We start from the raw sequence: 23,570 nt of genomic DNA on the forward strand, positions 1-23,570 counted from the left end.
GGAATTAATTATGGAAAAAATCATAAATAAAAACCAAAGCCTCGGAGAAATAGTTTCAATTTTCCCAGGTGCTGCAGAGATATTTAACAGATATAAAATAGATTATTGCTGCGGTGGACATGATACTTTAGCAGGAGCCTTGGACGAGATGAAAATAAATCATGATAAAATTATTGAAGAACTTAATAGTGAGTACGAGAAGTTTATAAAATCAAATTCAGAATATAAAGACTGGAGAAAGGAAAAACCGTCAGTAATAATAAAACACTTATTACAAACCCATCATGAATTTACAAAAAAACAACTCAGAGAAATAGATACATTATTGTTTAAAGTACTGAAGGTACATTTTCAACATCATAGTGAAGAACTGTTAAAGGTGCACAAACTTTTCGGATCCCTTAAAACAGAACTTGAGGAGCATCTTATTAAAGAGGAAGAGCACCTGTTTCCACTTATTGAAAAATTTGAAATAACGAAGGATGATAGTGTCTTATCAGAAATACATCAGGTTATAAAGGATACAGAGAGTGAGCATGATGCAGCTGGGAATATAATTAAAGAATTAGAGAATATAACTAGAGATTTTAATGCTCCAGAGGGAGCGTGTACTTCTTTCAAACTAGCATATACAAAAATCCATGACTTAGAAAAAGATTTATTTATTCATATTTATCTAGAAAATAGTGTTTTGTTTAATATGTTTCAAATAAAATAGTAAATGGAGCTCCGAGGCAGGCCTTGGAGTTTTATTCTTATTGAATTAGCACATACATAGCATTCCTGTGAATAGAATCACATTTACTAAACATAAGCCATATGATAATTTATAAGACTATGAAAGGAATGAGCAATATAAATAACGATTATAACCCATATCCTTATTACGCTAACACACCAGTATATAGCCCATATAACATGTATAATGTATATAAAACGTACCGTTGTCCTTGCTACGTTAACGCACCAATGAATACCCCGACTGATGAAATTGAGTATGATTCAAGATTAGATTTACCACGAGCAATAAAGGATAATGCTCTAATGGAATTAAAAGATTATGGACCAGAACCATTTGTGATTAATATTGAAGAGGCTACTAATCAAAACAATACTTATCGTACCGCTTTATGGACTGGAGGCAATTTACAAGTTACATTGATGAGTATCAGGGTTGGGGACGATATAGGTTTAGAAGTTCATCCCATGGGTGATCAATTCATACGTATTGAGGAAGGTCGAGGACTTGTTCAAATGGGGGATACAAAAGATAACTTGGATTTCCAAAAAAAAGTCTATGATGACTATGCAATCATGATACCTGCTGGTAAATGGCACAATATAATAAATACCGGTGATAAACCACTTAAATTGTACGCTATCTATGCACCGCCTGAGCATCCATACGGTACGGTTCATGAAACAAAAGAAATTGCAGAAGCTGCTGAAGAGTAGTAGAGTCAGTAATAGCAAAAGAGAGTATAAAAAAGTGTAACTTTAGTTAACCTTGTTGGACAGCCTTGCATTCAGCCATAATTGGCTAAATGCGGGGCTTTTATTTTCGCCTTTCACCATGTATAAAATAGAAGGATAATGATATAATTATGGAAAGATTCAATGTGAATAAATAATTATTTTAATAAATAGGGGGGTAAAGAAATGGGGGTAGAAAGGCTTGAATTTATGGAAGAATATTTCAGTAGATTAAGATTAGAAATAGAAGGAATTGAGTAGTTGGTTAAAATTTGATGATGTAGATAAATATAAAACTTTACTAGATTGATAAAGTCTAGTAAAGTTTGAATCATAATTATAATACTATAGTACTAAATTATAATATATATTATATGGAGGTTAAAAAATGAAAAGTATATGTAATCAATGCCAGGCGGAAATGATAGATGATTGTAGTGTTAAAGTTGAACGCAGTCTTTATGGATTTATAATTAAGCAGAAAGGTAAAGGGCTTTTTAAAAGTGTGTCTGCCAAACCCAAAGCAAGAGTTTGCCCTAATTGCGGGAATGTGATTTTCTATATTGAAGAATACAAGGACTTTGCAAAGTAGTCAAATACAATTGTGATAAGAAATAAGAAATAAGAAATAAGAAATAAGAATATAAATACATACCTAGTGCGAATTATGTTATATTAAAAGATGAATTATCGGGAAAGATATAGATAGAGTATACATAAAAGAATAGTGAAACGGAAGTGATGAAAATTATGCTAAATGAAATGGATAGACAATATTTAAAAATAGCTGAGAATATTTTGAAAAGAGGATATTATGCCCAAAACCGTACTGGAGTTGCGACATACAAACTCCCTCATCAAATTATGCAATTTGATTTAGAAGAAGAATTTCCAATATTAACAACTAAATTTGTTGCTTTTAAAACAGCGGTAAAAGAATTGCTTTGGATTTTTAAAGATCAAAGTAATGACGTTAAGAAACTTCAAGAGCAAAATGTGCATATATGGGATGAGTGGGCTTTAGAAGATGGAACAATTGGAAAGGCCTATGGTTATCAAATAGCCAAGTATCATCAGATTGATAAACTTATTGAAGCTTTAAAAAATAATCCACAAGACCGAAGAATGATGATGAATTTGTGGAATATAGAAGACCTTCCCCAGATGGCGCTTCAGCCTTGTTGCTTTTTAACACTTTGGGACGTAACTGATGGAAGACTTAACTGTATGTTAGTACAAAGGTCTGGTGACACAGCACTTGGAGTTCCGTTTAATACAAGTCAGTATGCTGTATTAGTTCATATGTTAGCACAAGTTTCTGGACTTAAACCAGGATTATTTACGCATATCATAAATAATACCCATATATATGAAAATCATATTGAAGGTTTAAAGCTACAGATTTCAAGAAAATCGGAAGCTTTAGATGCTCCGAGGATTTGGATTAATCCAGAGATTAAAAACTTCTATGACTTTACACCTGAAGATATTAAACTCATTGATTATAAGCACCTTGGAAAAATAAATATGGGGAGTGTGGCTATATAATGCTTACATGTATTGTTGCAATTGGAGATAATTTCGCCATAGGAAAGAAAAACGATTTACTTTGGCATTTTTCAAAAGATCTAAAAAGGTTTAAGCAAATTACAAGCGGAAGTACTATAATAATGGGAAGAAAGACATTTGAGTCACTTCCTGGTATTCTACCTAATAGACACCATATTGTTATTACTCAAAATAAAGATTTTGTAGTAAAGGATGAAAGGGTAACGGTTCTACATTCTAAGGAAGAATTATTTGATTCTTTAGATGATAACAAAGAATATTTTGTTATAGGCGGAGGAGAAATTTATAAGTTATTGCTTCCTTATTGCAATAAAATTCACTTAACGGAGGTACATAAGGAATATGATGCTGATGTGTTCTTCCCAAAAGTAAATTATTCTGATTGGAATATTAAAGAAGAAGAAACTGGATACATTAATGATGATAAAACAACAGCATTTAGTTTTTTAACTTTGGAACGGATTAGTGTGACAAAATAATAATATATAAGATATAAAAGGACTTAGAGAAATCTAGGTCCTTTTAGTTTAGCTGTTCTTTTCTAAAACATGACTTGTATAGGTCTGAAAGTATTATGGAAAGCATGCTTGACATACAAAACTAAAAGTAGTATTATTAATGTAAAGTTAGCTTTCCGTAAAATTATGATATAAAGGAGTGAATCTACTTGTGAAAAATAGATTAGAAGAAATTCGAAAGCAAAGGGGTATTAAGCAGGAAGAACTAGCAACAGCCTTGGAGGTTTCAAGGCAGACCATTGGTTCCCTAGAAAATGGGCGATATAACCCGTCTATTATACTAGCTTTTAAAATTGCTAAATACTTTAATATGTCAATTGAAAAAATTTTTATATATGAGGAGGAATAATATGTTTTGTAAATTAGTGAAAAGGAATAGAATTTGGACAACTTTGGTTGTGGTTGGTATTGTAAGTTTTATATTTGGGATAGTGGGTAATATAGGAGTTCCTGATGAGGCGGATAATATTAGTATGCTTATGGGCATGTTTACTGGGGTAGGAAGTGCATTTGTAGCAATTGCATTATTTAAGTTAATTCATTACAAAAGAACTTCTGCTGTAAAATTAAAGCAAGAAGAAAATGAATTAAAGGATGAAAGAAACGTTCAAATTTTAAGAATTGCTTGTTCTGTTTCGAATGCTGCAGGGTATGTTCTTTTCGCATTAATGGCTTTTGTATTTGTTGCACTTGATTATAGAATACCTGCATTTATTTGTCTTGGGGCGTTATATGTTCAAGTGTTAGTATATTTTATATCATATAAGTATTATAGTACTAAAATGTAAGAAAACAGCCCTCCGTTCTATTTTTTAGGAGGGCTCTTCTTTTAACTTCAAGCTCTGGTCCACCAGCATACATATAGTATCAATTAGTATAAAATGGTATAATTGCAATAAATATTATATGTTAATTTAAGAAGGGCGTGGGTAATTTGAAATCTATATTTATTAGAAAAATTATAGATAATGATTTTAAGGACATTTATATACTAAATCAAGATTTAGGCTATGAATATGACGAGCAAAAGGTGAAAAAGAGAATTGAACACATAATGAAAAATACAAAAGATGTAATTTTTGTGGCGCAACAAAACAATGAAGTTATTGGATATATTCATGGAAGCCCATATGAACTTTTATATGGTGATTCATTAGTTAATATTTTAGGATTCGTAGTACAAAATCAATATAGATCTTTAGGCGTAGGAAGCATATTAATAGAGAGACTTGAATGCTGGTCTAAAGAGAATGGATTTTATGGAATAAGACTTGTATCAGGAGCTGATAGAATAATTGCCCATAAGTTCTATGAAAAGCATGGTTACGTTAATAGAAAAAACCAGAAAAACTTTATTAAGGTTCTAGATTAATTTAAAATATGGAGTGGGATGGTTATAGGAGATCGATCATAGAGGAGATTTGAATATGGAAGTGTTTTCAAAACCAGGTGTTGGTGGAATTATAATTAAAAGTGAAAAAGGAATCGACTATATATTAATTCAAGAGAGATGCAAGGATACTGGTGGGGCAGAAAATGGATTGATAGAAATCCCTGCAGGTAAGATTAGAGAATTTGAAAATATATTTAATTGTTTACGAAGGGAAATCTGGGAAGAAACCGGGCTTAAAGTTATTGAAATTATAGGAGAAGCTGAAACAGTAACTATTAGATCAAATGGATACAAGGTTATAAATTATATGCCTTTTGCTTGCTCTCAAAATATTGAGGGTGATTATCCCATTATGGTTCAAACATTTATATGTAAAGTTGAAGGACATTTATTATACAAAACAAATGAAACTAAAAATATTAGGTGGGTTTCAATAAGTGAATTAAAAGAAATGGTATATAATAATGAAAATGAATTTTATCCAATGCATATAACAACATTAAAAAAATACTTAAAAATATAAATTAAAGGTGATATTAATGAAAGAAATAGGAAAAAGAATTATGATTATAGGGTCGCCAGGGAGTAGGAAGAGTACATTTTCAAGAAAACTTTCACAGATAACAGCTCGCCCACTTATTCATCTTGATAAAGAGTTTTGGAACGAAAATTAACATTAATTAAATATAAAAAAGGGGGTTAAGAATTATGAAAATAGAATTAAGAAATAAAATACTAATATTAATTGCAATTTTAGTATTTTCTAGTTCCACTATCATATTTGCAGCGTTATCTATTTTCCATAAGAATAATTTATTATATAGTATTTTAACGCAAGGGAGTGGATCCGTGACAATGCTGTTAATGGGGATACTTTTTTTTGTTTATCAAAAACAAAAGCTAATGGGTATCTTTCTTTGGCTTGTTTCTGCATTCTCACTATTTGTGACGATCTCTAAAATATACTCAGGAATATAGAAGATATGGTATATGACAAGTGGCAAGTTTAAATATATAATATTTATTACTCGACTTTTAAGTCGAAGTTTAAGGCTTTCGACAAGGCATCTACGTCGCCATTAAATGGGAAACAAGATAGTTTATCCGCATTTTCAAAAATCATAAAAAAAGGTGGATCTTTTTTAGGGATAATTATGTAAACTTCTTCTACGATTGTGTTTAACCATTTACAATTTGCCTTAACAGAAGTGTCAAGAGGGATTTTAATCACCTCTTAAGTAATATTCCAATGATTAATGCTAGTTATTCAGAAGAAATGAAGTAATAAAGTCTATCTTTAACAGAATAAGGCAAAGAATAAAGTCAGTATAATACTGACTTTATTTTTATGGAATCTTATAAACAAATGCAAGTAGAACATGCATTTACGTCGTAATTTCCTACACGGAAAACATGGGTGAATTAAGAAATAACAGTTTTTGCATCAATATATAACATTTTTTTCATTAATATATAACAAAATACAATTAATTGTTTACGCATTATACATATCATGATAAAATATTAAATATGAATCAAATTTAATTAAAAATACAAAAAAAGGTGGGCAAGTATGAAAAGTATAAAAGCAAAATTAGTTGTATTTTTAGGGTTATTGATAGTGGTTATATGTATAGGTCTTGGTACAACTTCATTCATAAATTCATCGAAGGCACTAACTTCAAATTTAAGTAAGACGCTACCTAAAATTGCAGAACAATCTGCAAGTAATATTCAAGGAAGAATTGAAGGTCAGTTGGGTTCACTCGAGGTTGTGGCAGTAAATCATGAAATACATGATCTTAAAATTCCATGGGAAAATAAAAAGGTGATTCTTTTAGAAGAAGCTAAAAGAAATGGAAATTTAAAGATGGGTATTGCAGATAAAAATGGTGACGCAAGATTCACAGATGGAATGGATACCAATATTAGTGAACGCGACTACTTTAAGAAAGCATTATCAGGAGAAAAAAATGTATCTGATCCATTATTAAGTAAGACAGACGGGTCCATGATAGTGGTATATGCAGTACCAATAAAAAATAATAATCAAATTGTTGGAGTACTAGTTTCAACAAGAGATGGTAATAAATTAAGCGAACTAACTAATCAAGTTAAATTCGGACAAACGGGAAATGCATTTATGATAAATAAGGATGGGATAACCATAGCTCATAGCAACAAAGATTTAGTAGCGAGTATGTATAATGCTATTGAAGAGTCAAAAGAGGATGAGAAGTTGCAGGACTTAGCAAATATTGAAATCAAGATGGGCAAAGGAGAGACAGGCATAGATGAGTATGAATTTGATGGAATAGAAAAATTTGTAGGATTTGCACCAGTTAAAGGAACTGATTGGTCATTTGCAGTTGTAATATCAACCACAGAGGTATTATCAGAGCTTGACAGTCTAAAGATTTCTGTTCTGGTATCATCTATATTATTTTTATTAATGGGATTTGCAATTGTTTATTTAATTTCGAACAATATATCTAAAGGAATAAAAACAAATTCTAAACACTTGGATTTATTAGCAAAGGGTGATTTAAGTGAAGAAGTCTCTAACAAATATATGAAATCAAAGGATGAAGTTGGAGTGATGACTACTTCAATGAAATTAATGCAAGATTCGATAAGAAGCATGATTGTTAAAATAAAAGAGAATTCAGGAAGCATTAACATGCAATCAGAGAATCTATCTTCAGTTGCAGAAGAGATATCTAGTGCATCACTTAATGTTGCTGAGGCAATAAATCAAGTTGCGCAGGGGACGGGTTCGCAGTCTGAGGATTTGATAAACGTAACAGAAATTCTTGATAGATTTAGTAATAAGTTATCTGGGATGGTTAGTGAGATACAAGTCGTAGATTCGAACTCCAGAGAAATTAGTTCAATGGCAAGCGAGAGTAGTAGTGATATGAATAAATTAAATCAGTCGGTAACAAAGGTTAGTGACTCATTTAAGTCATTTAACGGAAAAATTATTGGTCTTGGAGAAGGTATAAGTAAAATAAATGAGATTACTAATATAATAAATAGTATTGCGGGACAAACAAATTTATTAGCACTGAATGCTGCAATAGAAGCAGCAAGAGCTGGGGAAGCAGGAAAGGGATTTTCTGTGGTTGCAGATGAAATAAGAAAACTTGCGGAACAATCAAAGCTATCATCTGGTAGTATCACTGAATTAATTAGTGAGATATCTAAGAATACTGAGATTATAGTTCAGGATTCTGTTGAAATGGATAATGAACTTATAAACCAAGTCAGTATTATAAATAGTTCAATAACATCTTTTACAAAAATAATAGAATCAGTTAATGAAGTAATTCCTAAAATAGAAACTGTTAAAAATTCTGCTGAAGATATAGATAAAGAAAAAAATGCTATTATGGGTAGAGTAGATGGAGTATCATCCGTTGCACTTGAAGTTTCAGCATCAGCAGAGGAAATAGCAGCATCATCAGAAGAAATGAACGCATCAACAGAAGAGGTTGTGTCAGCAGCTCAAATACTTAGCAATATGACGGGTGAAATGCTGGAGCAAGTAAACAAGTTTAAAATATAAGTATAGACATTCTTTAAAACAATAAACTTTGTTTGGAAATTGAAGGAGTGTAGGGTTGTTAATTTAATTATAACAATTTTTTCATTAATATTCAACAAAATACAATTAATTGTATGCTAAATATACATATTATGATAAAGTATTAAAACAATCATTCGATATATTATAGTGTGAATCAAATTTAATTTAAAATACAAAATCGGGGGGCAAGTATGAAAAGTATAAAAGCAAAACTAGTAGTATTTTTAGGGTTACTGATATTGGTTATATGTATAGGTCTTGGGACAACTTCTTTCGTAAATTCGTCAAAGGCACTAAATTCAAATTTAAGTAAGACGCTACCTAAAATTGCAGAACAATCTGCAAGTAATATTCAAGGAAGAATAGAGGGTCAGTTGAGTACACTCGAGGTAGTGGCAACAAATCATGAAATACAGGATGTTAAAATTTCATGGGAAAATAAAAAGGTGATTCTTTTAGAAGAAGTTAAAAAAAATGGAAATTTAAAGATGGGTATTGCAGATAAAAATGGTGATGTAAAATACACAGATGGAAAAAGTGATAATATTAAGGAAAGACCATATTTTAAAACAGCGTTGTCCGGAAAGAATGACATATCAGATCCGCTAATAAGTAAAGTAGACGGAGCCATGGTAATAGTGTATTCAATACCAATAAAAAATAACAATGAAATTGTTGGAGTATTAGTTTCAACCAGAGATGGTAATGGGTTAAGCGAACTAACTAATCAAGTTAAATTCGGAGAAACGGGAAATGCATTTTTGATAAATAAGGATGGGGTAACCATAGCTCATAGCAACAAAGATTTAGTAGTAAAAATGTATAATGCTATTGAAGAGTCAAAACAGGATGAGAAGTTGCAGTCATTAGCAAATATTGAAGGTAAGATGGGTAAAGGAGAGACAGGCATAGATGAGTATGAATTTGATGGAATAGAAAAATTTGTAGGCTATGCTCCAGTTAAGGGAACTGATTGGTCACTTGCGGTTGTAATATCAACCACAGAGGTATTATCTGAACTAGACAGCCTAAAGATTTCTGTTCTGGTATCATCCATATTATTTTTATTAATAGGATTTGCAATTGTTTATATAATTTCTAGCAGTCTATCTAAAGGAATAAAAACAACTTCTAAACACTTGGATTTATTAGCAAAAGGTGATTTAAGTGAAGAAGTTTCTAACAAATATATGAAATCTAAGGATGAAGTTGGAGTTATGACTACTTCAATGAAATTAATGCAAGATTCAATAAGAAGCATGATTGTTAAAATAAAAGAGAATTCAGGAAGTATTAACATGCAATCAGAGAATCTATCTTCAGTTGCAGAAGAGATATCTAGTGCATCACTTAATGTTGCTGAGGCAATAAATCAAGTTGCGGAGGGGACGGGTTCGCAGTCTGAGGATTTGATAAACGTAACAGAAATTCTTGATAGATTTAGTAATAAGTTATCTGGAATGGTTAGTGAGATACAAGTTGTAGATTCAAATTCCAGAGAAATTAGTTCAATGGCAAGCGAGAGTAGTAGTGATATGAATAAATTAAATCAGTCGGTAACAAAGGTTAGTGACTCATTCAAGTCATTTAACGGAAAAATTGTTGGTCTTGGAGAAGGTATAAGTAAAATAAATGAAATTACTAATATAATAAATAGTATTGCGGGACAAACAAATTTATTAGCACTGAATGCTGCAATTGAAGCAGCAAGAGCTGGGGAAGCAGGAAAGGGATTTTCTGTGGTAGCAGATGAAATAAGAAAACTGGCGGAACAATCAAAGCTATCATCTGGTAGTATCACTGAATTAATTAATGAGATATCTAAAAATACTGAGGTTATAGTTCAGGATTCTGTTGAAATGGATAATGAACTTATAAACCAGGTCAGTATTATAAATAGTTCAATAACATCTTTTACAAAAATAATAGAATCAGTTAATGAAGTAATTCCTAAAATAGAAACTGTTAAAAATTCGGCTGAAGATATAGATAAAGAAAAAAATGCTATTATGGATAGAGTAGACGGGGTATCCTCCGTTGCACTTGAAGTTTCAGCATCAGCAGAGGAAATAGCAGCATCATCTGAAGAAATGAACGCATCAACAGAAGAGGTTGTGTCAGCAACTCAAATACTTAGCAATATGACTAGTGAAATGCTCGAGCAAGTAAACAAGTTTAAAATATAAGTATGGATATGCTTTAAAACAATAAACTTTGTTTGGAAACTGAAGGAGTGTAGGAGTAATGGCCTACACTCCTTCAGTTTTGTTGTTATGAAAAGTTTATTTCCAGTTTGAGATTGGGCCACTAGATCAGTTATTATATTTCTCATAATTTATTGGGTATAATGTTATAATTAGGATATATATAATATATAATTTTTATCGTGGAAACACTGGGGACCTATTTAAAAAACAGTAAAATAAGAGAGGAAGGTATTGATCTATGACAGAAAAGGAAAAGATGTTAAATGGAAAACCTTATAAGGCATTTGGAGAAGAATTATCATCTGAGCGTCAATATGCAAAAGAAATGATATTTGATTATAATAATTTAAGCCCAAAGGAAATTAATAAACATAATGAAATTATAAAAAAAATCTTCGGTAGGGTGGGTAAGGATTTCTATTTAGAACCGCCATTCCACTGTGACTATGGGTATAATATTTCTGTAGGAAAAAAATTCTATGTAAATTACAATTGCATTATTTTAGATTGTGCAGCGGTTACAATTGGTGATAATGTTATGTTTGCACCAAATGTAAGCCTTTTTACAGCCGGGCACCCCATTCATTTTGAACCGCGAAATGAAGCACTTGAGTATGCGTTCCCAATTAGTATTGGGAACAATGTTTGGGTAGGAGGAGGTGTTATAGTTAATCCCGGAATTACTATAGGCAATAATGTAGTAATTGGTTCTGGAAGCGTTGTAACAAAAGATATTCCATCGAATTGCATAGCTGTAGGTAATCCTTGTAAAGTAATAAAACAGATTACTGATGATGACAAGCAATATTATTTTAAAAATTTTAAATTCGACAATACTATACAATGAAACAGGGCTTACATTAATTAATGTAAGCCCTGTTTTTTTATGCAGCAACAGATTTATTCTTTTTCTTAAAATTATAAGAAATAATTATTGTAATGATGGGTGATAAGTAACATAAAACTGCGTAGGGAGCGTAGGATGTTGCAGAGATCCCCGTTAGAGATTTAAGTATAAGTGCATTAATATTCCAAGCCATTAAAGGAGCAATTATGGTTCCAGTATCGGAAATAGTCCTTGCAAGTATACTTGTATCAATACCAAGTTCCACATATTTATATTGCAGAAGTTTACCGGGAAGTAAAATTCCAACTGTCTGGTCACAGGTAATTATCGTTAAAAAACTACTAATTAGGGATGTTTTAATAATAAGTTGTCCTTTAGTCTTCGCACCATTAGTTACCTTTTTAATTAAAGGTACTATCATTCCAGTTTTTTCGAAAAGACCTGTTAAACTAACCGCTCCCATAACTATAAGAACGACCTCTATCATTGATCTAATACCACCATTAATTAGTATTTTATTAAGTTCAGCAGAGGCAGTAGAACCACTGTAGCCAAAGAAAAGTGAACTTATAAGTCTAGCGCACGACATATGCTGAAAGAAAACACTAACTAGGCAACCTGCAAAAACACCTATTAATATTGTAGGGATTGTTTTAAAACCCAAAAGGGGCAGTATAAGGACTATAGCAGGAAGAAGTGCAATGTATGGAGAAATTTTAAAGCCTTCTAATAGAGCATTTTGATATTGTAGAAGACTTTCAGAGTCGGGGCTTATGGTAAAATGCATACCCATTAAATAATATACTACAGCGGTAATTAAAAATAGTGGTATGAAGGTTGGAAGCATTGCGGTAAGCACTTCCTTATAGCTTCTTTTTGTTGCGGTAAGGGTGAGATTTAATAGACCGGAGAGTGGAGACATCTTGTCCGCAATAAAAGCACCAGATACTATTACTCCAAGAAGTAGTGGAGCCGGAACTCCAAAGCCTTTGCCTACGCCAAGTAATGCAACGCCTATTGTACTAACCGTTCCAATTGCTGTGCCCATGAATATGGATACTAATGAAACTATTAAAAAAGCAGCCAATAGAAAATTCATTCCCTTCATATATTCAAACCCATAATACATTAGAGAGGGTACCACGCCAGAAGCTAACCATACTGAAGCTGCTGCGCCAACAAGTAGAATTAGAACATAAAGTGTCCAGGCTTCTTTTAGACCAGAAAGAATTAGTATTAGTATGTCTTTCATGGTATATTTATATTTCATGAGTATAAGGGAAGTGAAAACAATACCACCTAAAAATCCATATGCAAGGGATGTGTTGGTTAAAATACAAATAGAAATTAGGAGAATACTTACTGAAATAATAATAAATGAATGTGTTCGTGATATATTTTTTTTAATCATAGGTCACCTCGATAAACTATTTAAGATAACCATAATTATACACTTAAAAATACAATATAAAAATATATTATTATTATTATAGTTACTATGATACAATATATGTAACTTTTATTTAATTATTAAAACAAGAAATTTACAAGGAGGACGATATAATATGAATAATGTATATGCATTTATAAGTGTTATTTTATCGGCTATTATATTTGGCATAATATTAGATGCATTAAATAAAAGTCGTTTGAAATTATTTGTTCCGTTACAAAGGTTAGTGGGAAAATCAAAACATAAAAAAATCTTTAAAATTGCTATATTTATAACTGTTATTTTCCTAAGCGTTATAATTAAGGATTTTTTTACTTTGAATTATATTGTATTTGGAATATTGGTAGGTTTTTTTAGTGCCATAGTTGAAGTTATCTTTACTAAAAATGATGACACCCACGTGGCAAGTGACAAGTTGAAAAACTAATAATTTATGCTAAAATAGCATATCAGAAAATATTAAGAGAATAATAAAGTTATGCAAATTAAAAGGAGATGTTTTATATGGATAAGTATGTTTGTATAGTATGCGGATACATTTATGATCCAGCAGAAGGAGATTCAGATGGAGGAGTAGCACCAGGTACTAAGTTTCAAGATATTCCTGCAGATTGGGTTTGTCCATTGTGTGGAGTTCCTAAAACAGAATTTGAAATAGTTGAATAAAATAAAAGAATCCGAGGGTAGCCTCGGATTCTTTTTTATCTTCATTTTCATCTCTCCTAAAAATAAATTTTAATAAAAAAGCGTATTATATTTTACAGTATTTTACTAATAATAAAATTACCTTCTCATATATTTAGAACGATATGAAGCTTGGTGGGAGCTATCATGTTTAGTTGTTACTAAAATCAAATAAATACTTTTGAGGAAAAAGTCCGAATAGTCCACCTGTATGAATAAATAATATATTTTTAAAGTCCTTGAATTTACCTTTCTCCAGTTCCTGCGAAAGTCCATACATTCCTTTACCTGTATAAACAGGGTCAAGTATAATCCCCTCAAGTTTTGCAAATTCACTTATAAAAGTAAGTTCCACAAGGGTACTTAGAGCATAGCCTCGTCCTACATATCCATCTATTATATTAATTTCAGACGTTTCAAATGGAACATCGATATCCAAATAACTGCTACTTTCCATAAGTATTTCATGAATTTGGTTTTTAAAATGTTCCTCATTATCACATACATTAACTCCAAAGATTTGTGAATCACTTTTGAATATTTTACTCCCAAGTAGGAGTCCCGCATAGGTTCCACCTGATCCTACTGCTATAAATATTCCATCAAAATGAATACCCATCTCTTTTTCCTGGGCAAGTATCTCCTCCATAGCATTATAATATCCAAAGCTACCAATTCCATTAGAGGCTCCCTCTGGTATAATGTATGGTTTAAACCCCTTGAGCTCCATTTCACTTTTTAAATCCTCCATTATTTCAACTCGTCTATTCTTATAATCAAGTGGTGTAACAAATCTTATATCAGCACCTAAAAGTTTGTTTATAAACAAATTACCATCTACCTCGGTATCTTCAGTACCTCTTAAAACAAGGCCGGCTTTCATTCCTAGTTTAACAGCTGCGGCTACTGTGGATCTTGCATGATTAGACTGAATACCTCCGCAAGTTATTAAATAGTCACATCCCATATCAAGAGCTTCCTTAATTGCAAATTCAAGCTTTCTTATTTTATTCCCTGACATCTCAGTTCCTGTATAATCATCTCTTTTTATATAAATATTAGGGCCGCCCATGAGTTTTGAAAATCTATCAAGTTTCTCGATTTTAGTTGGAAGATTTGCTAATTTAATTCTTTCTGGTATTTTCATCATAATTTTACTCCCCGCTTTCACTATATTTATCTCTATAATATACCAGTTGTCACCCGCGTTGCAAGTAGTAAGTTTCTATTTTAAACAAAAAAACACTTTACATTATATTTAAATAATGATATTATAGGTCTAATTTAATAAATCAATCAATTCTCATCAAGAGAGGTAGAGGGAATGGCCCGATGACACCTCAGCAACCACCAGATATTATTTATCTGAAATGGTGCTAACTCCTGCACTAAGTTTATTTAGCTTAGTGAAAGATGAGAGAGGTGTCCTTGTAATTTATACCTCTTTCATCATTTTATTTTGATGAAAGAGGTTTTTTGTTTTTATAGTAAAATTTAATAGTATCTTATCGAGAGAGGTGGAGGGACTGGCCCTATGAAACCCGACAACCAGTATCATTTACATGATACATGGTGTTAAATCCTGCAGCATTGCTGCGAGATAAGAATAAGTTTGGCAAATAGAGCCCAAGTTTATTCTTTGGGCTCTATTTTTTCGTGTAAAAAATTAAGGTTGTCAATATTAAGGATAAAGGAGAAGAGATATTATGATTAAAGTTTGCAATGCATGTAAAAGTTTTTCGACAGAAAAAGTACTAAATAATGTTTCTTTTACAGTAGATAAAGGTGACATATATGGTGTAATTGGTCAAAGTGGAGCAGGAAAGTCCACACTCCTTAGATGCTTTAATGGCCTTGAAACCTATGACGAAGGTACCATTAATATAATGGGAAAAGAGGTAAAGGAGCTAAGTTCAAAAGAACTTCGAGAGTTCAGAAAAAATGTAGGAATTATTTTTCAGAGTTTTAATCTTATAAGTAGAAAAAATGTTTATGAAAACATATCATTCCCACTAGAGGTATGGGGAATGGATAAAATTTCTATTAAAAAAAGAGTAGATAGCTTAATAAATTTAGTAGGGCTAAGTGAGAAGGTAAATAGTAATATACGTGAACTTAGTGGAGGCCAGAAACAGAGAGTTGGAATTGCAAGAGCGCTTTCACTTAATCCGAAAATACTACTTTGCGATGAAGCCACTTCTGCACTGGATCCAAAAACCACAAAATCTATATTGCAGCTTTTAAGAGATATCAATAACAAATTAAATATAACAATTATTGTGGTAACTCATCAAATGGAGGTTGTTAAAGAGATTTGCAATAAATTCATTTTGCTCGAAGGTGGGGAAATTAAAAGTAGTGGAATTACCGATGAATTATTCGTGAAGCCAACAAGCGAAATGAAAACACTTATGGGTGATGAAGAAGTGTTACCTATCACGCGTTATAACATTAAAATATTTTTCCCGAAGGAAATTAGCCAAAATTGTTTAATCACATCCATAGCCAGAGAGCTTGACATAGACTTTTCAATAGTATGGGGAAGGCTTGAAAGATTTAGAGATAATGTAATGGGAAGTCTCATAATAAATGCAGGTGCGGAAAATAAGGATAGGATATTAAACTATTTGGATCAGAAGAGTATAGATTGGGAGGTGATATAAATGCTATTTAAAGATGTATTATTGCCTGCACTTATAGATACTATGTATATGGTGACATTATCCACAATATTTGCAATAATTTTAGGATTTATTGCAGCGGTAGAGCTTATTATAACGGGTCCTAAAGGTCTAAAACCAAATGCATTTATTTATAAAAGTTTAAATTTAGTAATAAATGTACTTAGGTCATTTCCATTTATTATACTAATGATATCTATATTCCCCTTAACTAAGATTATTGCCGGAACAACCATAGGTACGAATGCAGCTATAGTGCCACTAACCCTTGGAGCAGCACCTTTTGCTGCAAGAATAATCGAAACTGCACTTTTAGAGGTAGACCTAGGCATCATTGAAGCTGCTAAATCTTTTGGTGCAAAAACACACCAAATTATATTTACAGTTATGGTAAAGGAGGCAATGCCTTCTATAGTGCTTGGAGTTACATTGACAATAATAAACATTATAGGGTACTCAGCTATGGCTGGGACAATAGGTGGAGGTGGCCTTGGTGATGTGGCTATAAAGTATGGATACTATAGATTTAAGACTGATATCATGATTTACACTGTTATTATATTAATTGCAGTTGTTCAAATAATTCAAGCCTTAGGAAACTTAATATACAGAAGAATGATTAAATAATATTTTAGAATGAGAGTATCTTAATGGCTTATAACTATTAAGTGAAATATAAAAGGGGAGAACAATGATAATTGTTCTCTACCAAATTAAATAAGAGGGGGAAATTAAAATGAAAAAAATATTAAGCGTATTATTAACAATAGTTGTAATCCTATCGGTAAGTGGTTGTGCAGCAAAAAAGGAAGCGGTTATATCTGATAAAAAAGTTATCAAAGTAGGTGCATCACCAGTACCTCATAAAGAAATATTAGAGGTTGTAAAGCCTCTACTTGAAAAAGAAGGATATACTCTTGAAATAAAAGAATTTACTGATTATGTAACACCGAATACCGCACTAGCTGAAGGACAAATAGATGCTAATTTCTTTCAACATGTACCTTACTTAGAGTCTTTTAGTGAAGAAAGAGGTCTTGACCTTGACTATACTGTAAAGGTTCATATTGAACCTATGGGCCTATACTCTAGTAAATACAAAGAGCTTAGTGAATTAAAAGATGGAGATGAGATAGCTATTCCAAGTGATGCTACAAATGGAGCAAGAGCACTTAGAGTACTTGAAACAGCCGGACTTATAAAATTAAAAGATGGAGATCTTATTTCTAAACTTGATATTACAGAAAATCTAAAGAATCTAAAAATAACAGAACTCGATGCTCCTCAACTTCCAAGGGTTTTAAACGATGTGGATGCAGCAGTTATAAATTCTAATTATGCAATAGAAGCAGACTTAAATCCAAATGAGGATTCACTAGCTATTGAAGCAGCAGATTCGCCATATGCAAATGTACTTGCAGTTAAAAGTGAAGATAAAACTAAACCTTATATTGAGGCACTTTCAAAGGCATTAACTTCTCCAGAAGTTAAGAAATTTATTGAAGATAAATATAAAGGAAATATAATTCCTGCATTTTAATATATACATAATTCATTCTATGTATAATATAAGTTGAAAATATATATACTGAGATAGATGGGAAATAACATTAACAAAGTGTTAATACTATTTTATTAAAGAGGTAAATAATTCTATTTATAGAATAAATACCATATATAGATTTTTCTCATTGAGAAAACAAGGAGGTATTTTATGAAAACATTAAAAGGTACAAAAACAGCTGAAAATCTTATGAAATCATTCGCAGGTGAATCTCAAGCTAGAAATAGGTACACCTATTATTCCTCAGTAGCAAAAAAAGAGGGATATATTCAGATATCTAATGTATTTACAGAAACAGCAGCTAATGAAAAAGAACATGCTGAAAGATTCTTTAAATTCTTAAGTTCAAGTTTAAATGGAGAAGTGGTAGAAATTAACGCTACATACCCTGTAGGCTTATCTGATACCAAATCGAATTTGTTATGGGCAGCAAATGGAGAAAAAGAAGAATGGTCAGAACTTTACCCAGCATTTGCAAAAGTTGCGGAAGAGGAAGGTTTTCCAGATGTCGCTTTTGTTTATAGAAAAATTGTTGAGGTTGAAAAGCATCATGACGAAAGGTATAGACAACTTTTAAGCAGAGTAGAAAACAATACAGTATTCGAAAGAGAGACAGCAGTTATGTGGAAATGTGACAACTGTGGGTATATATATGAGGGAACAAAAGCTCCGGAAGTTTGCCCAGCTTGTGCGCATCCCAAAGCATATTTTGAGGTATTAGCTGAAAATTATTAATACAAAGTGAATATGTAAAAGAGAAATGGATTATTACAATATTGTAGTAATCCATTTCTCTTTTATTTGAATACTCGTAATCTATATGCATTAAGTGCTGTATCGTAAAGCTGATTCATTAATTTATAATTAGCAAATGCACCAACCACTAGTCCAATACCTGGTACAAGCTGTAACATTTTTGCCAAATCTATATAATCCCTATATTCTTGCTGAAAAGTTTTCCAATCAAACGAGTTTACATCTGTGGGCAAATCTTTTGCATAACTATCCCAATTAGAAATTTGATCATAAATTTCTAATCTTCTTTTGTCACTAGAAAATGCTAACTGAAAAATGTTCAAAATGTATAATCTTTCTTTATAATTGCTGACATCGAAACCATAAATACTAGCTATTTCAAATAAAAACTTTATTTTTAAACTTAAAAGAATAGGGAAGTCTGTAAGACCAACTAGAAGGCCAGAAGCTCCAGTGCCAGCTCCACTGGCAGTGGCAAGGGTTCTATAAAAATCAATGCTATTCTTCGCTAATTTTTCTCGCTCCTCTAGAGTCGCATTAGTTACCGGTTTTTTTGAAATATACTCAGAACCGGATAGTACAGGTTTTACCATATTTTTAATTGAATCAGTGATAAAAGTTTGAATCTTATCAGGATACATGTTATTCATCTTGCTTTGTATGCCTTTAGTTATTTCACTTGTAAATGATGGTTTTTTTTTCGTTTTTTCTTTCCATAGTAATAATTCTCTTAGTGCATTATCTTCATAATCGTTCATAAATTAACTCCTTTATAAAAATTACTAATTAACTATTTTGTATTTATTTATGGCGTACACAACAAAATTAACCGATGCTATAGTGTGCACTAAACTTTAGATTTTTATGTTAATTATAACATAAATTTCAAGTAAAAAAATAAGTAGTGATATATTCGATTAATGCTTATTGATATTAATAAAAATGTATCCTCTTTCCATTATGATTAATAATATTTATTTTTATAAGTAACGGAAATTGGTTGACAAACAGTGGATTTAAGCATAATATATACATATACTCACATGGGTATATGAGAATACAGTTATTCAATTAATATATAAGGATGTGAAACTTATGGAAAAACTAATGAATTTATTCAAAGTGATGTCTGATGAAACAAGGCTTAGAATATTAGTCTTGATATATCATAAGAAGCTCTGCGTATGCCAAATTCAAGGAATTTTACAAGAACCCCAACCTAAAATTTCAAAGCACCTAGGCAAACTTAGAGACATGGGCTTTGTAAAAGATGAAAGGCAGGAGAAATTTGTATATTACTACTTAGATATGGATAATGAACTTCTTAGAGAGATACTTACGAAAATAATCTCAAATTCAGCGGATTATATTAGGGTGCAAAAGGATATAGAGAATCTTCAAAAGGGTGATGAATACTTGGAAATGTTTAAGACTAAATGTGATTGCAATAATTAATTTAACGAAATAATTTGTAAAATATTAAACAGGCAGGTGATAATAGTGAATGTAATAACACAAATATTTTCCTTTTTAAATGATGCGCTTTTAAAAATGACTTGGCTTTCTGATATTATTAAGAGTCTTGTAGAAAATGTATTTGGACTGTCAATGCAAGAAAGATTAGGTGGTAGCGTACACTTTTTCATATATGATATTATAAAGATATTTATACTATTATCAGTATTGATTTTTGCTATATCTTATGTTCAAAGTTATTTTCCACCAGAAAGAACAAAGAAACTTCTTGGAAATATCAAAGGAGTAAAGGGAAATATACTAGGAGCATTACTAGGAACCATTACACCATTTTGTAGTTGTTCTAGTATTCCAATATTTATAGGTTTTACCTCAGCAGGATTACCTCTTGGAATAACTTTTTCCTTTCTTATATCTTCACCACTGGTAGACTTAGCATCACTATTAATTTTAATGTCTTTCTTTGGTCCGAAAATCGCTATAGCATATGTAGTTGTAGGATTAATTTTAGCAGTTATTGGTGGAACTATTATAGATAAATTAGGGCTTGAAAAGTATGTAGAAGGTTATGTGAAAGAAATAGAAAATGTGGATGCAGAAGTAATTGAGCTTACAAGAAATGAGAGAATATATTATTCGAAACAGCAGGTTAAAGATGTTTTTCACAAGGTTTGGATATATGTTATAATCGGCGTAGGCATTGGCGCTGCAATTCATAACTGGATACCTCAGTCAATAATAGAGAATGTAGTTGGAAATAATAATCCATTTGCAGTACTACTGGCAACAGCAGTGGGCATACCAATGTATGCGGATATATTCGGAACACTCCCAATAGCAGAAGCATTGTTTGGAAAAGGTGTAGGTATTGGTACAGTATTATCATTTATGATGGCTGTAACTGCTCTTTCACTTCCATCATTAATTATGCTTAGTAAAGTTGTTAAACCTAAATTATTAGCTATATTTGTTGCTATAGTTGCAACAGGTATAATTATAATAGGATATCTATTTAATGCATTTTCATTCTTACTCGTTTAAAAAATAAATTTAAAAGGAGAAATATTATGATAATTAAAGTTTTAGGTTCAGGATGTGCTAATTGTAAAAAATTAGAGGCAAACACAAAACAGGCAGTAGAGGAGTTAGGTATTGAGGCAACTATAGAAAAGGTTGAAGACTTTAAAAAAATCATGGCTTATGGAGTTATGAAAACGCCTGCTCTAGTAGTAGATGAAAAAGTAAAAATTATGGGTAGAGTACCATCATCTGAGGAAATTAAAAAATATTTATAATAGGCTTCTCTGGAAGATAAAACTACTTTATTAGTTGGATAATTTTAACAAGGGTCTGATTCTTAGGCCCTTAATACATGTATTACATATTATATTATTAAGATATAACGATACAAGACAGTTGAACCTGTAATTTACAATAACAATAAATAAGGAGACTATAATGGAAAATAAACGTAAAAATACTATGCTCATGACCTTGGCAATAATGTCATTCTTTGCCAATGGTGATAATTATGCTGTTGCACCATTACTAATTAATATCTCCAAGGATTTAAATCTAACAATAAGCACAGCTGCATTGTCAGTAACGGCTTATATGCTTACCTTTGGGATTTTCACAATTTTATTTGGACCACTAGGAGATAGGTATGGAAAAACTAAAATAATTAATATTGCAGCCTTTGGTACTGCTATATTCAGTATGCTAGGAGCATTTGCATTTAACTTACCTTCACTAATTTTATTTAGAGCTATGAATGGTGCCTTTGCTGCAGGTATATTTCCTGTAACCATGGCACTTGTAGGTGAAAGTTATGATAATGCTAATAGGCAAAAATCCATAGGAAAGGTTATGGGACTTATGTTTCTAGGTGGAGCATCTGCTACAGCAATTGGTGGAGCCCTAGCATACTTTGGATCTTGGCGCGTCGTATACTTTATATATGGAGTAGCGGAACTTATAATGGCAGTTGCAATGCTTAAGATCTTACCAAAGAGCAGTGGAGTAATTGATAAGCTTGAATTTATAAGTGTTTACAAAATAGCTCTTTCTAATAAAAAGTTTGTAAGAGTTGTATCTACCATAATGCTGGTCGGATTCAGTGTGTTTGGAAGCTTTACTTTTTCAGGAAAACTAGTACAATTGAGAACGGGTTATAATGTGTTTTATGTAGGACTTATATTAACTTTATTCGGTATAGCTACTGTAATTGGTGGTAGAAAAGCGCCAGCATTAAGAGCAAAATTAAAAGATAACTTTTTACTGTTTGCTGGAATATTAGGAGGCGCTTCACTATTAACGATAGCCTTTGCAAGTAATCCAATTATTATCGGAGTAGCACTTTTCGGATTCGGAATAGCATTTATATCTATGCAATCTACACTAGTAATGACAGCTCAAGAAACTATGCCGAAATTAAGAGGAACAGCTATGTCGCTTGCTTCCTTTAATATGTTTGTAGGTGGAGCGATAGGAACAATCATAAATGGCAAGGTAATAAGTGTAGGGAGTATTGGAACAGTATTTATAATTGCTGCAGTGACAATGCTTTTAGCAGGAACTATAGGAGCAATAGTAGTAAAAAGAATTAGTAATAGTAAAACTAGAATTACACTATAATAGTAGAGAGGAGATGGGTTTATGAATATAGTGTCTTTGTCTAATCTAGATTTATTTAGGGTAGTAGATAGATATACACATAAACCATGTTATGGTTACCACCAAGAATGTTATGCTACAGAGTGGCAACGTCTATCGGGATGCGGACCGTCTGCAGCCACAAATATTATTGCTTATTTAATTCAAACAAGGACCACTTTGATACTCGAACATAGCTTTGGTAACAAAGAAAACTGTTTGCCAGCAATGGAAGAAATTTGGGAGTATGTTACCCCTACAACAAAAGGGATACCAACAACTAAAATGTTTTATGAGGCTGTAATTTCTTATACACTAGCAAAAGGTCTGAATGTTGAATATGATTATTGTGATATACCTGAAGATAAGGCTAACCGGCCTGAATTAGATAAAATAATAAAATTCATAAATGGTTCCTTATTAAAAAATGCGCCTATAGCCTTTTTGAATTTATGTAATGGTCAGGTGAAAAACTTTGCGCCTTGGCATTGGGTAACAATAATTTCTCTTGAGTATGAAGATGATGGAACAAGTGTGTTTGTAAACATTTTGGATGAAGGTCAGATTAAAAGAATAGATCTTAAATTATGGTACAATACAACAACGCTGGGCGGGGGATTTGTATATTTTACGTGGTAAGTACTTTTATAAAACTATTGTTAGTTTAGATTTAAAAGCTATGAATTTTAGGGTTAACACCTGAAT

Annotated in this window: 28 protein-coding genes and 2 riboswitches; of the genes, 25 read left to right on the plus strand and 3 right to left on the minus strand. The window is 31.7% G+C overall.

Going from position 1 to position 23,570, the window contains the following annotated elements; genetic code table 11:
* The first annotated feature begins 10 nt into the window (after positions 1-10).
* The 14 genes from ric (at position 11) to ACJAX4_RS00685 (ending at position 11,596) form a co-directional block, all read left to right on the plus strand.
* Positions 11-718 carry an iron-sulfur cluster repair di-iron protein gene (ric, locus tag ACJAX4_RS00620; RefSeq protein WP_435787511.1) on the plus strand — a complete coding sequence of 236 codons (708 nt, stop codon included), beginning with the start codon at positions 11-13 and terminating at the stop codon, positions 716-718.
* A 128-nt stretch (positions 719-846) separates the two neighbouring features.
* A complete protein-coding gene (locus ACJAX4_RS00625) occupies positions 847-1,455 on the plus strand; it encodes a cupin domain-containing protein (protein ID WP_435787587.1) in 609 nt (202 codons plus the stop codon).
* Between the two features lie 406 nt (positions 1,456-1,861).
* The gene (locus ACJAX4_RS00630; protein WP_435787512.1) at positions 1,862-2,065 is read left to right on the plus strand and encodes a hypothetical protein; all 204 of its coding nucleotides are present in this window, start codon (positions 1,862-1,864) and stop codon (positions 2,063-2,065) included.
* Positions 2,066-2,223: 158 nt separating this feature from the next.
* Positions 2,224-3,021 carry a thymidylate synthase gene (locus tag ACJAX4_RS00635; protein WP_435787513.1) on the plus strand — a complete coding sequence of 266 codons (798 nt, stop codon included), beginning with the start codon at positions 2,224-2,226 and terminating at the stop codon, positions 3,019-3,021.
* Positions 3,021-3,521, plus strand: coding sequence for a dihydrofolate reductase (locus ACJAX4_RS00640; RefSeq protein ID WP_435787514.1), 501 nt, complete (start codon positions 3,021-3,023; stop codon positions 3,519-3,521). The genes ACJAX4_RS00635 and ACJAX4_RS00640 overlap by 1 nt, the downstream gene beginning before the upstream one ends.
* 190 nt (positions 3,522-3,711) lie before the next feature.
* Positions 3,712-3,909, plus strand: coding sequence for a helix-turn-helix transcriptional regulator (locus ACJAX4_RS00645; protein ID WP_435787515.1), 198 nt, complete (start codon positions 3,712-3,714; stop codon positions 3,907-3,909).
* A 1-nt stretch (position 3,910) separates the two neighbouring features.
* Positions 3,911-4,348 carry a hypothetical protein gene (locus ACJAX4_RS00650; RefSeq protein WP_435787516.1) on the plus strand — a complete coding sequence of 146 codons (438 nt, stop codon included), beginning with the start codon at positions 3,911-3,913 and terminating at the stop codon, positions 4,346-4,348.
* Between the two features lie 146 nt (positions 4,349-4,494).
* Positions 4,495-4,932, plus strand: coding sequence for an N-acetyltransferase family protein (locus ACJAX4_RS00655; RefSeq protein ID WP_435787517.1), 438 nt, complete (start codon positions 4,495-4,497; stop codon positions 4,930-4,932).
* Between the two features lie 55 nt (positions 4,933-4,987).
* On the plus strand, positions 4,988-5,476 hold the full coding sequence (locus ACJAX4_RS00660; protein ID WP_435787518.1) for an NUDIX hydrolase: 489 nt from the start codon (positions 4,988-4,990) through the stop codon (positions 5,474-5,476).
* Between the two features lie 16 nt (positions 5,477-5,492).
* The gene (locus tag ACJAX4_RS00665) at positions 5,493-5,627 is read left to right on the plus strand and encodes a hypothetical protein (RefSeq protein WP_435787519.1); all 135 of its coding nucleotides are present in this window, start codon (positions 5,493-5,495) and stop codon (positions 5,625-5,627) included.
* A gap of 34 nt (positions 5,628-5,661) precedes the next feature.
* On the plus strand, positions 5,662-5,931 hold the full coding sequence (locus ACJAX4_RS00670) for a hypothetical protein (protein ID WP_435787520.1): 270 nt from the start codon (positions 5,662-5,664) through the stop codon (positions 5,929-5,931).
* A 595-nt stretch (positions 5,932-6,526) separates the two neighbouring features.
* Positions 6,527-8,521, plus strand: coding sequence for a methyl-accepting chemotaxis protein (locus tag ACJAX4_RS00675; RefSeq protein ID WP_435787521.1), 1,995 nt, complete (start codon positions 6,527-6,529; stop codon positions 8,519-8,521).
* A 212-nt stretch (positions 8,522-8,733) separates the two neighbouring features.
* Positions 8,734-10,728: a methyl-accepting chemotaxis protein gene (locus tag ACJAX4_RS00680; RefSeq protein WP_435787522.1), complete on the plus strand. Its 1,995-nt coding sequence runs from the start codon at positions 8,734-8,736 to the stop codon at positions 10,726-10,728.
* 259 nt (positions 10,729-10,987) lie between these two features.
* A complete protein-coding gene (locus ACJAX4_RS00685) occupies positions 10,988-11,596 on the plus strand; it encodes a sugar O-acetyltransferase (RefSeq protein ID WP_435787523.1) in 609 nt (202 codons plus the stop codon).
* 37 nt (positions 11,597-11,633) lie between these two features.
* On the opposite strand, the gene ACJAX4_RS00690 is transcribed toward ACJAX4_RS00685, so the two are convergent.
* Positions 11,634-13,007, minus strand: coding sequence for a Na+/H+ antiporter NhaC family protein (locus ACJAX4_RS00690; RefSeq protein ID WP_435787524.1), 1,374 nt, complete (start codon positions 13,005-13,007; stop codon positions 11,634-11,636).
* A 154-nt stretch (positions 13,008-13,161) separates the two neighbouring features.
* Between ACJAX4_RS00690 and ACJAX4_RS00695 the strand changes: the two genes are divergently transcribed.
* Together ACJAX4_RS00695 and rd are read left to right on the plus strand one after the other, a co-directional pair.
* Complete coding sequence (locus ACJAX4_RS00695; protein ID WP_435787525.1) at positions 13,162-13,476, plus strand: hypothetical protein; 315 nt, start codon at positions 13,162-13,164, stop codon at positions 13,474-13,476.
* A 77-nt stretch (positions 13,477-13,553) separates the two neighbouring features.
* A complete protein-coding gene (rd, locus tag ACJAX4_RS00700; RefSeq protein ID WP_435787526.1) occupies positions 13,554-13,715 on the plus strand; it encodes a rubredoxin in 162 nt (53 codons plus the stop codon).
* 169 nt (positions 13,716-13,884) lie between these two features.
* On the opposite strand, the gene ACJAX4_RS00705 is transcribed toward rd, so the two are convergent.
* Positions 13,885-14,883, minus strand: coding sequence for a D-cysteine desulfhydrase family protein (locus ACJAX4_RS00705; RefSeq protein ID WP_435787527.1), 999 nt, complete (start codon positions 14,881-14,883; stop codon positions 13,885-13,887).
* A gap of 150 nt (positions 14,884-15,033) precedes the next feature.
* Positions 15,034-15,153: riboswitch (SAM riboswitch) on the plus strand.
* 82 nt (positions 15,154-15,235) lie between these two features.
* A riboswitch (SAM riboswitch) is annotated at positions 15,236-15,340 on the plus strand.
* Between the two features lie 99 nt (positions 15,341-15,439).
* Here ACJAX4_RS00705 and ACJAX4_RS00710 point away from each other — a divergent pair.
* The 4 genes from ACJAX4_RS00710 (at position 15,440) to rbr (ending at position 18,713) form a co-directional block, all read left to right on the plus strand.
* On the plus strand, positions 15,440-16,396 hold the full coding sequence (locus tag ACJAX4_RS00710) for a methionine ABC transporter ATP-binding protein (protein WP_435787528.1): 957 nt from the start codon (positions 15,440-15,442) through the stop codon (positions 16,394-16,396).
* Positions 16,397-17,041, plus strand: coding sequence for a methionine ABC transporter permease (locus tag ACJAX4_RS00715; protein ID WP_435787529.1), 645 nt, complete (start codon positions 16,397-16,399; stop codon positions 17,039-17,041). It abuts the gene before it with no gap.
* Between the two features lie 109 nt (positions 17,042-17,150).
* Positions 17,151-17,954: a MetQ/NlpA family ABC transporter substrate-binding protein gene (locus ACJAX4_RS00720; RefSeq protein ID WP_435787530.1), complete on the plus strand. Its 804-nt coding sequence runs from the start codon at positions 17,151-17,153 to the stop codon at positions 17,952-17,954.
* A gap of 174 nt (positions 17,955-18,128) precedes the next feature.
* A complete protein-coding gene (gene rbr, locus ACJAX4_RS00725) occupies positions 18,129-18,713 on the plus strand; it encodes a rubrerythrin (protein WP_435787531.1) in 585 nt (194 codons plus the stop codon).
* 62 nt (positions 18,714-18,775) lie between these two features.
* Here rbr and ACJAX4_RS00730 read toward each other — a convergent pair whose 3' ends face one another.
* Entirely contained in the window at positions 18,776-19,492 is a 717-nt protein-coding gene (locus ACJAX4_RS00730) for an EcsC family protein (protein WP_435787532.1), read from the minus strand.
* Between the two features lie 337 nt (positions 19,493-19,829).
* On the opposite strand from ACJAX4_RS00730, the gene ACJAX4_RS00735 reads away from it, so the two are divergent.
* The 5 genes from ACJAX4_RS00735 (at position 19,830) to ACJAX4_RS00755 (ending at position 23,504) form a co-directional block, all read left to right on the plus strand.
* Entirely contained in the window at positions 19,830-20,189 is a 360-nt protein-coding gene (locus ACJAX4_RS00735; protein WP_435787533.1) for an ArsR/SmtB family transcription factor, read from the plus strand.
* A gap of 96 nt (positions 20,190-20,285) precedes the next feature.
* On the plus strand, positions 20,286-21,251 hold the full coding sequence (locus ACJAX4_RS00740; protein WP_435787588.1) for a permease: 966 nt from the start codon (positions 20,286-20,288) through the stop codon (positions 21,249-21,251).
* Between the two features lie 26 nt (positions 21,252-21,277).
* On the plus strand, positions 21,278-21,505 hold the full coding sequence (locus ACJAX4_RS00745; RefSeq protein WP_435787534.1) for a thioredoxin family protein: 228 nt from the start codon (positions 21,278-21,280) through the stop codon (positions 21,503-21,505).
* A 163-nt stretch (positions 21,506-21,668) separates the two neighbouring features.
* Entirely contained in the window at positions 21,669-22,847 is a 1,179-nt protein-coding gene (locus tag ACJAX4_RS00750) for an MFS transporter (RefSeq protein WP_435787535.1), read from the plus strand.
* A gap of 21 nt (positions 22,848-22,868) precedes the next feature.
* Positions 22,869-23,504 (plus strand): hypothetical protein, encoded by a 636-nt coding sequence (locus ACJAX4_RS00755; protein ID WP_435787536.1) that lies wholly within the window; start codon positions 22,869-22,871, stop codon positions 23,502-23,504.
* The last annotated feature ends 66 nt before the right edge of the window (positions 23,505-23,570 follow it).

Origin of the sequence: Clostridium sp., from assembly GCF_051278035.1 — a bacterium.
GTDB lineage: Bacteria > Bacillota > Clostridia > Clostridiales > Clostridiaceae > Clostridium_AD.

Excerpts from the sequence above, each read along its gene's own strand:
- ric (WP_435787511.1), top strand. The coding sequence starts at position 11 with ATGGAAAAAATCATAAATAAAAACCAAAGCCTCGGAGAAATAGTTTCA.
- ACJAX4_RS00625 (WP_435787587.1), top strand. The coding sequence starts at position 847 with ATGAGCAATATAAATAACGATTATAACCCATATCCTTATTACGCTAAC.
- ACJAX4_RS00630 (WP_435787512.1), top strand. The coding sequence starts at position 1,862 with ATGAAAAGTATATGTAATCAATGCCAGGCGGAAATGATAGATGATTGT.
- ACJAX4_RS00635 (WP_435787513.1), top strand. The coding sequence starts at position 2,224 with ATGCTAAATGAAATGGATAGACAATATTTAAAAATAGCTGAGAATATT.
- ACJAX4_RS00640 (WP_435787514.1), top strand. The coding sequence starts at position 3,021 with ATGCTTACATGTATTGTTGCAATTGGAGATAATTTCGCCATAGGAAAG.
- ACJAX4_RS00650 (WP_435787516.1), top strand. The coding sequence starts at position 3,911 with ATGTTTTGTAAATTAGTGAAAAGGAATAGAATTTGGACAACTTTGGTT.
- ACJAX4_RS00660 (WP_435787518.1), top strand. The coding sequence starts at position 4,988 with ATGGAAGTGTTTTCAAAACCAGGTGTTGGTGGAATTATAATTAAAAGT.
- ACJAX4_RS00665 (WP_435787519.1), top strand. The coding sequence starts at position 5,493 with ATGAAAGAAATAGGAAAAAGAATTATGATTATAGGGTCGCCAGGGAGT.
- ACJAX4_RS00670 (WP_435787520.1), top strand. The coding sequence starts at position 5,662 with ATGAAAATAGAATTAAGAAATAAAATACTAATATTAATTGCAATTTTA.
- ACJAX4_RS00675 (WP_435787521.1), top strand. The coding sequence starts at position 6,527 with ATGAAAAGTATAAAAGCAAAATTAGTTGTATTTTTAGGGTTATTGATA.
- ACJAX4_RS00680 (WP_435787522.1), top strand. The coding sequence starts at position 8,734 with ATGAAAAGTATAAAAGCAAAACTAGTAGTATTTTTAGGGTTACTGATA.
- ACJAX4_RS00685 (WP_435787523.1), top strand. The coding sequence starts at position 10,988 with ATGACAGAAAAGGAAAAGATGTTAAATGGAAAACCTTATAAGGCATTT.
- ACJAX4_RS00690 (WP_435787524.1), bottom strand. The coding sequence starts at position 13,007 with ATGATTAAAAAAAATATATCACGAACACATTCATTTATTATTATTTCA.
- ACJAX4_RS00695 (WP_435787525.1), top strand. The coding sequence starts at position 13,162 with ATGAATAATGTATATGCATTTATAAGTGTTATTTTATCGGCTATTATA.
- rd (WP_435787526.1), top strand. The coding sequence starts at position 13,554 with ATGGATAAGTATGTTTGTATAGTATGCGGATACATTTATGATCCAGCA.
- ACJAX4_RS00705 (WP_435787527.1), bottom strand. The coding sequence starts at position 14,883 with ATGATGAAAATACCAGAAAGAATTAAATTAGCAAATCTTCCAACTAAA.
- ACJAX4_RS00710 (WP_435787528.1), top strand. The coding sequence starts at position 15,440 with ATGATTAAAGTTTGCAATGCATGTAAAAGTTTTTCGACAGAAAAAGTA.
- ACJAX4_RS00715 (WP_435787529.1), top strand. The coding sequence starts at position 16,397 with ATGCTATTTAAAGATGTATTATTGCCTGCACTTATAGATACTATGTAT.
- ACJAX4_RS00720 (WP_435787530.1), top strand. The coding sequence starts at position 17,151 with ATGAAAAAAATATTAAGCGTATTATTAACAATAGTTGTAATCCTATCG.
- rbr (WP_435787531.1), top strand. The coding sequence starts at position 18,129 with ATGAAAACATTAAAAGGTACAAAAACAGCTGAAAATCTTATGAAATCA.
- ACJAX4_RS00730 (WP_435787532.1), bottom strand. The coding sequence starts at position 19,492 with ATGAACGATTATGAAGATAATGCACTAAGAGAATTATTACTATGGAAA.
- ACJAX4_RS00735 (WP_435787533.1), top strand. The coding sequence starts at position 19,830 with ATGGAAAAACTAATGAATTTATTCAAAGTGATGTCTGATGAAACAAGG.
- ACJAX4_RS00740 (WP_435787588.1), top strand. The coding sequence starts at position 20,286 with ATGACTTGGCTTTCTGATATTATTAAGAGTCTTGTAGAAAATGTATTT.
- ACJAX4_RS00745 (WP_435787534.1), top strand. The coding sequence starts at position 21,278 with ATGATAATTAAAGTTTTAGGTTCAGGATGTGCTAATTGTAAAAAATTA.
- ACJAX4_RS00750 (WP_435787535.1), top strand. The coding sequence starts at position 21,669 with ATGGAAAATAAACGTAAAAATACTATGCTCATGACCTTGGCAATAATG.
- ACJAX4_RS00755 (WP_435787536.1), top strand. The coding sequence starts at position 22,869 with ATGAATATAGTGTCTTTGTCTAATCTAGATTTATTTAGGGTAGTAGAT.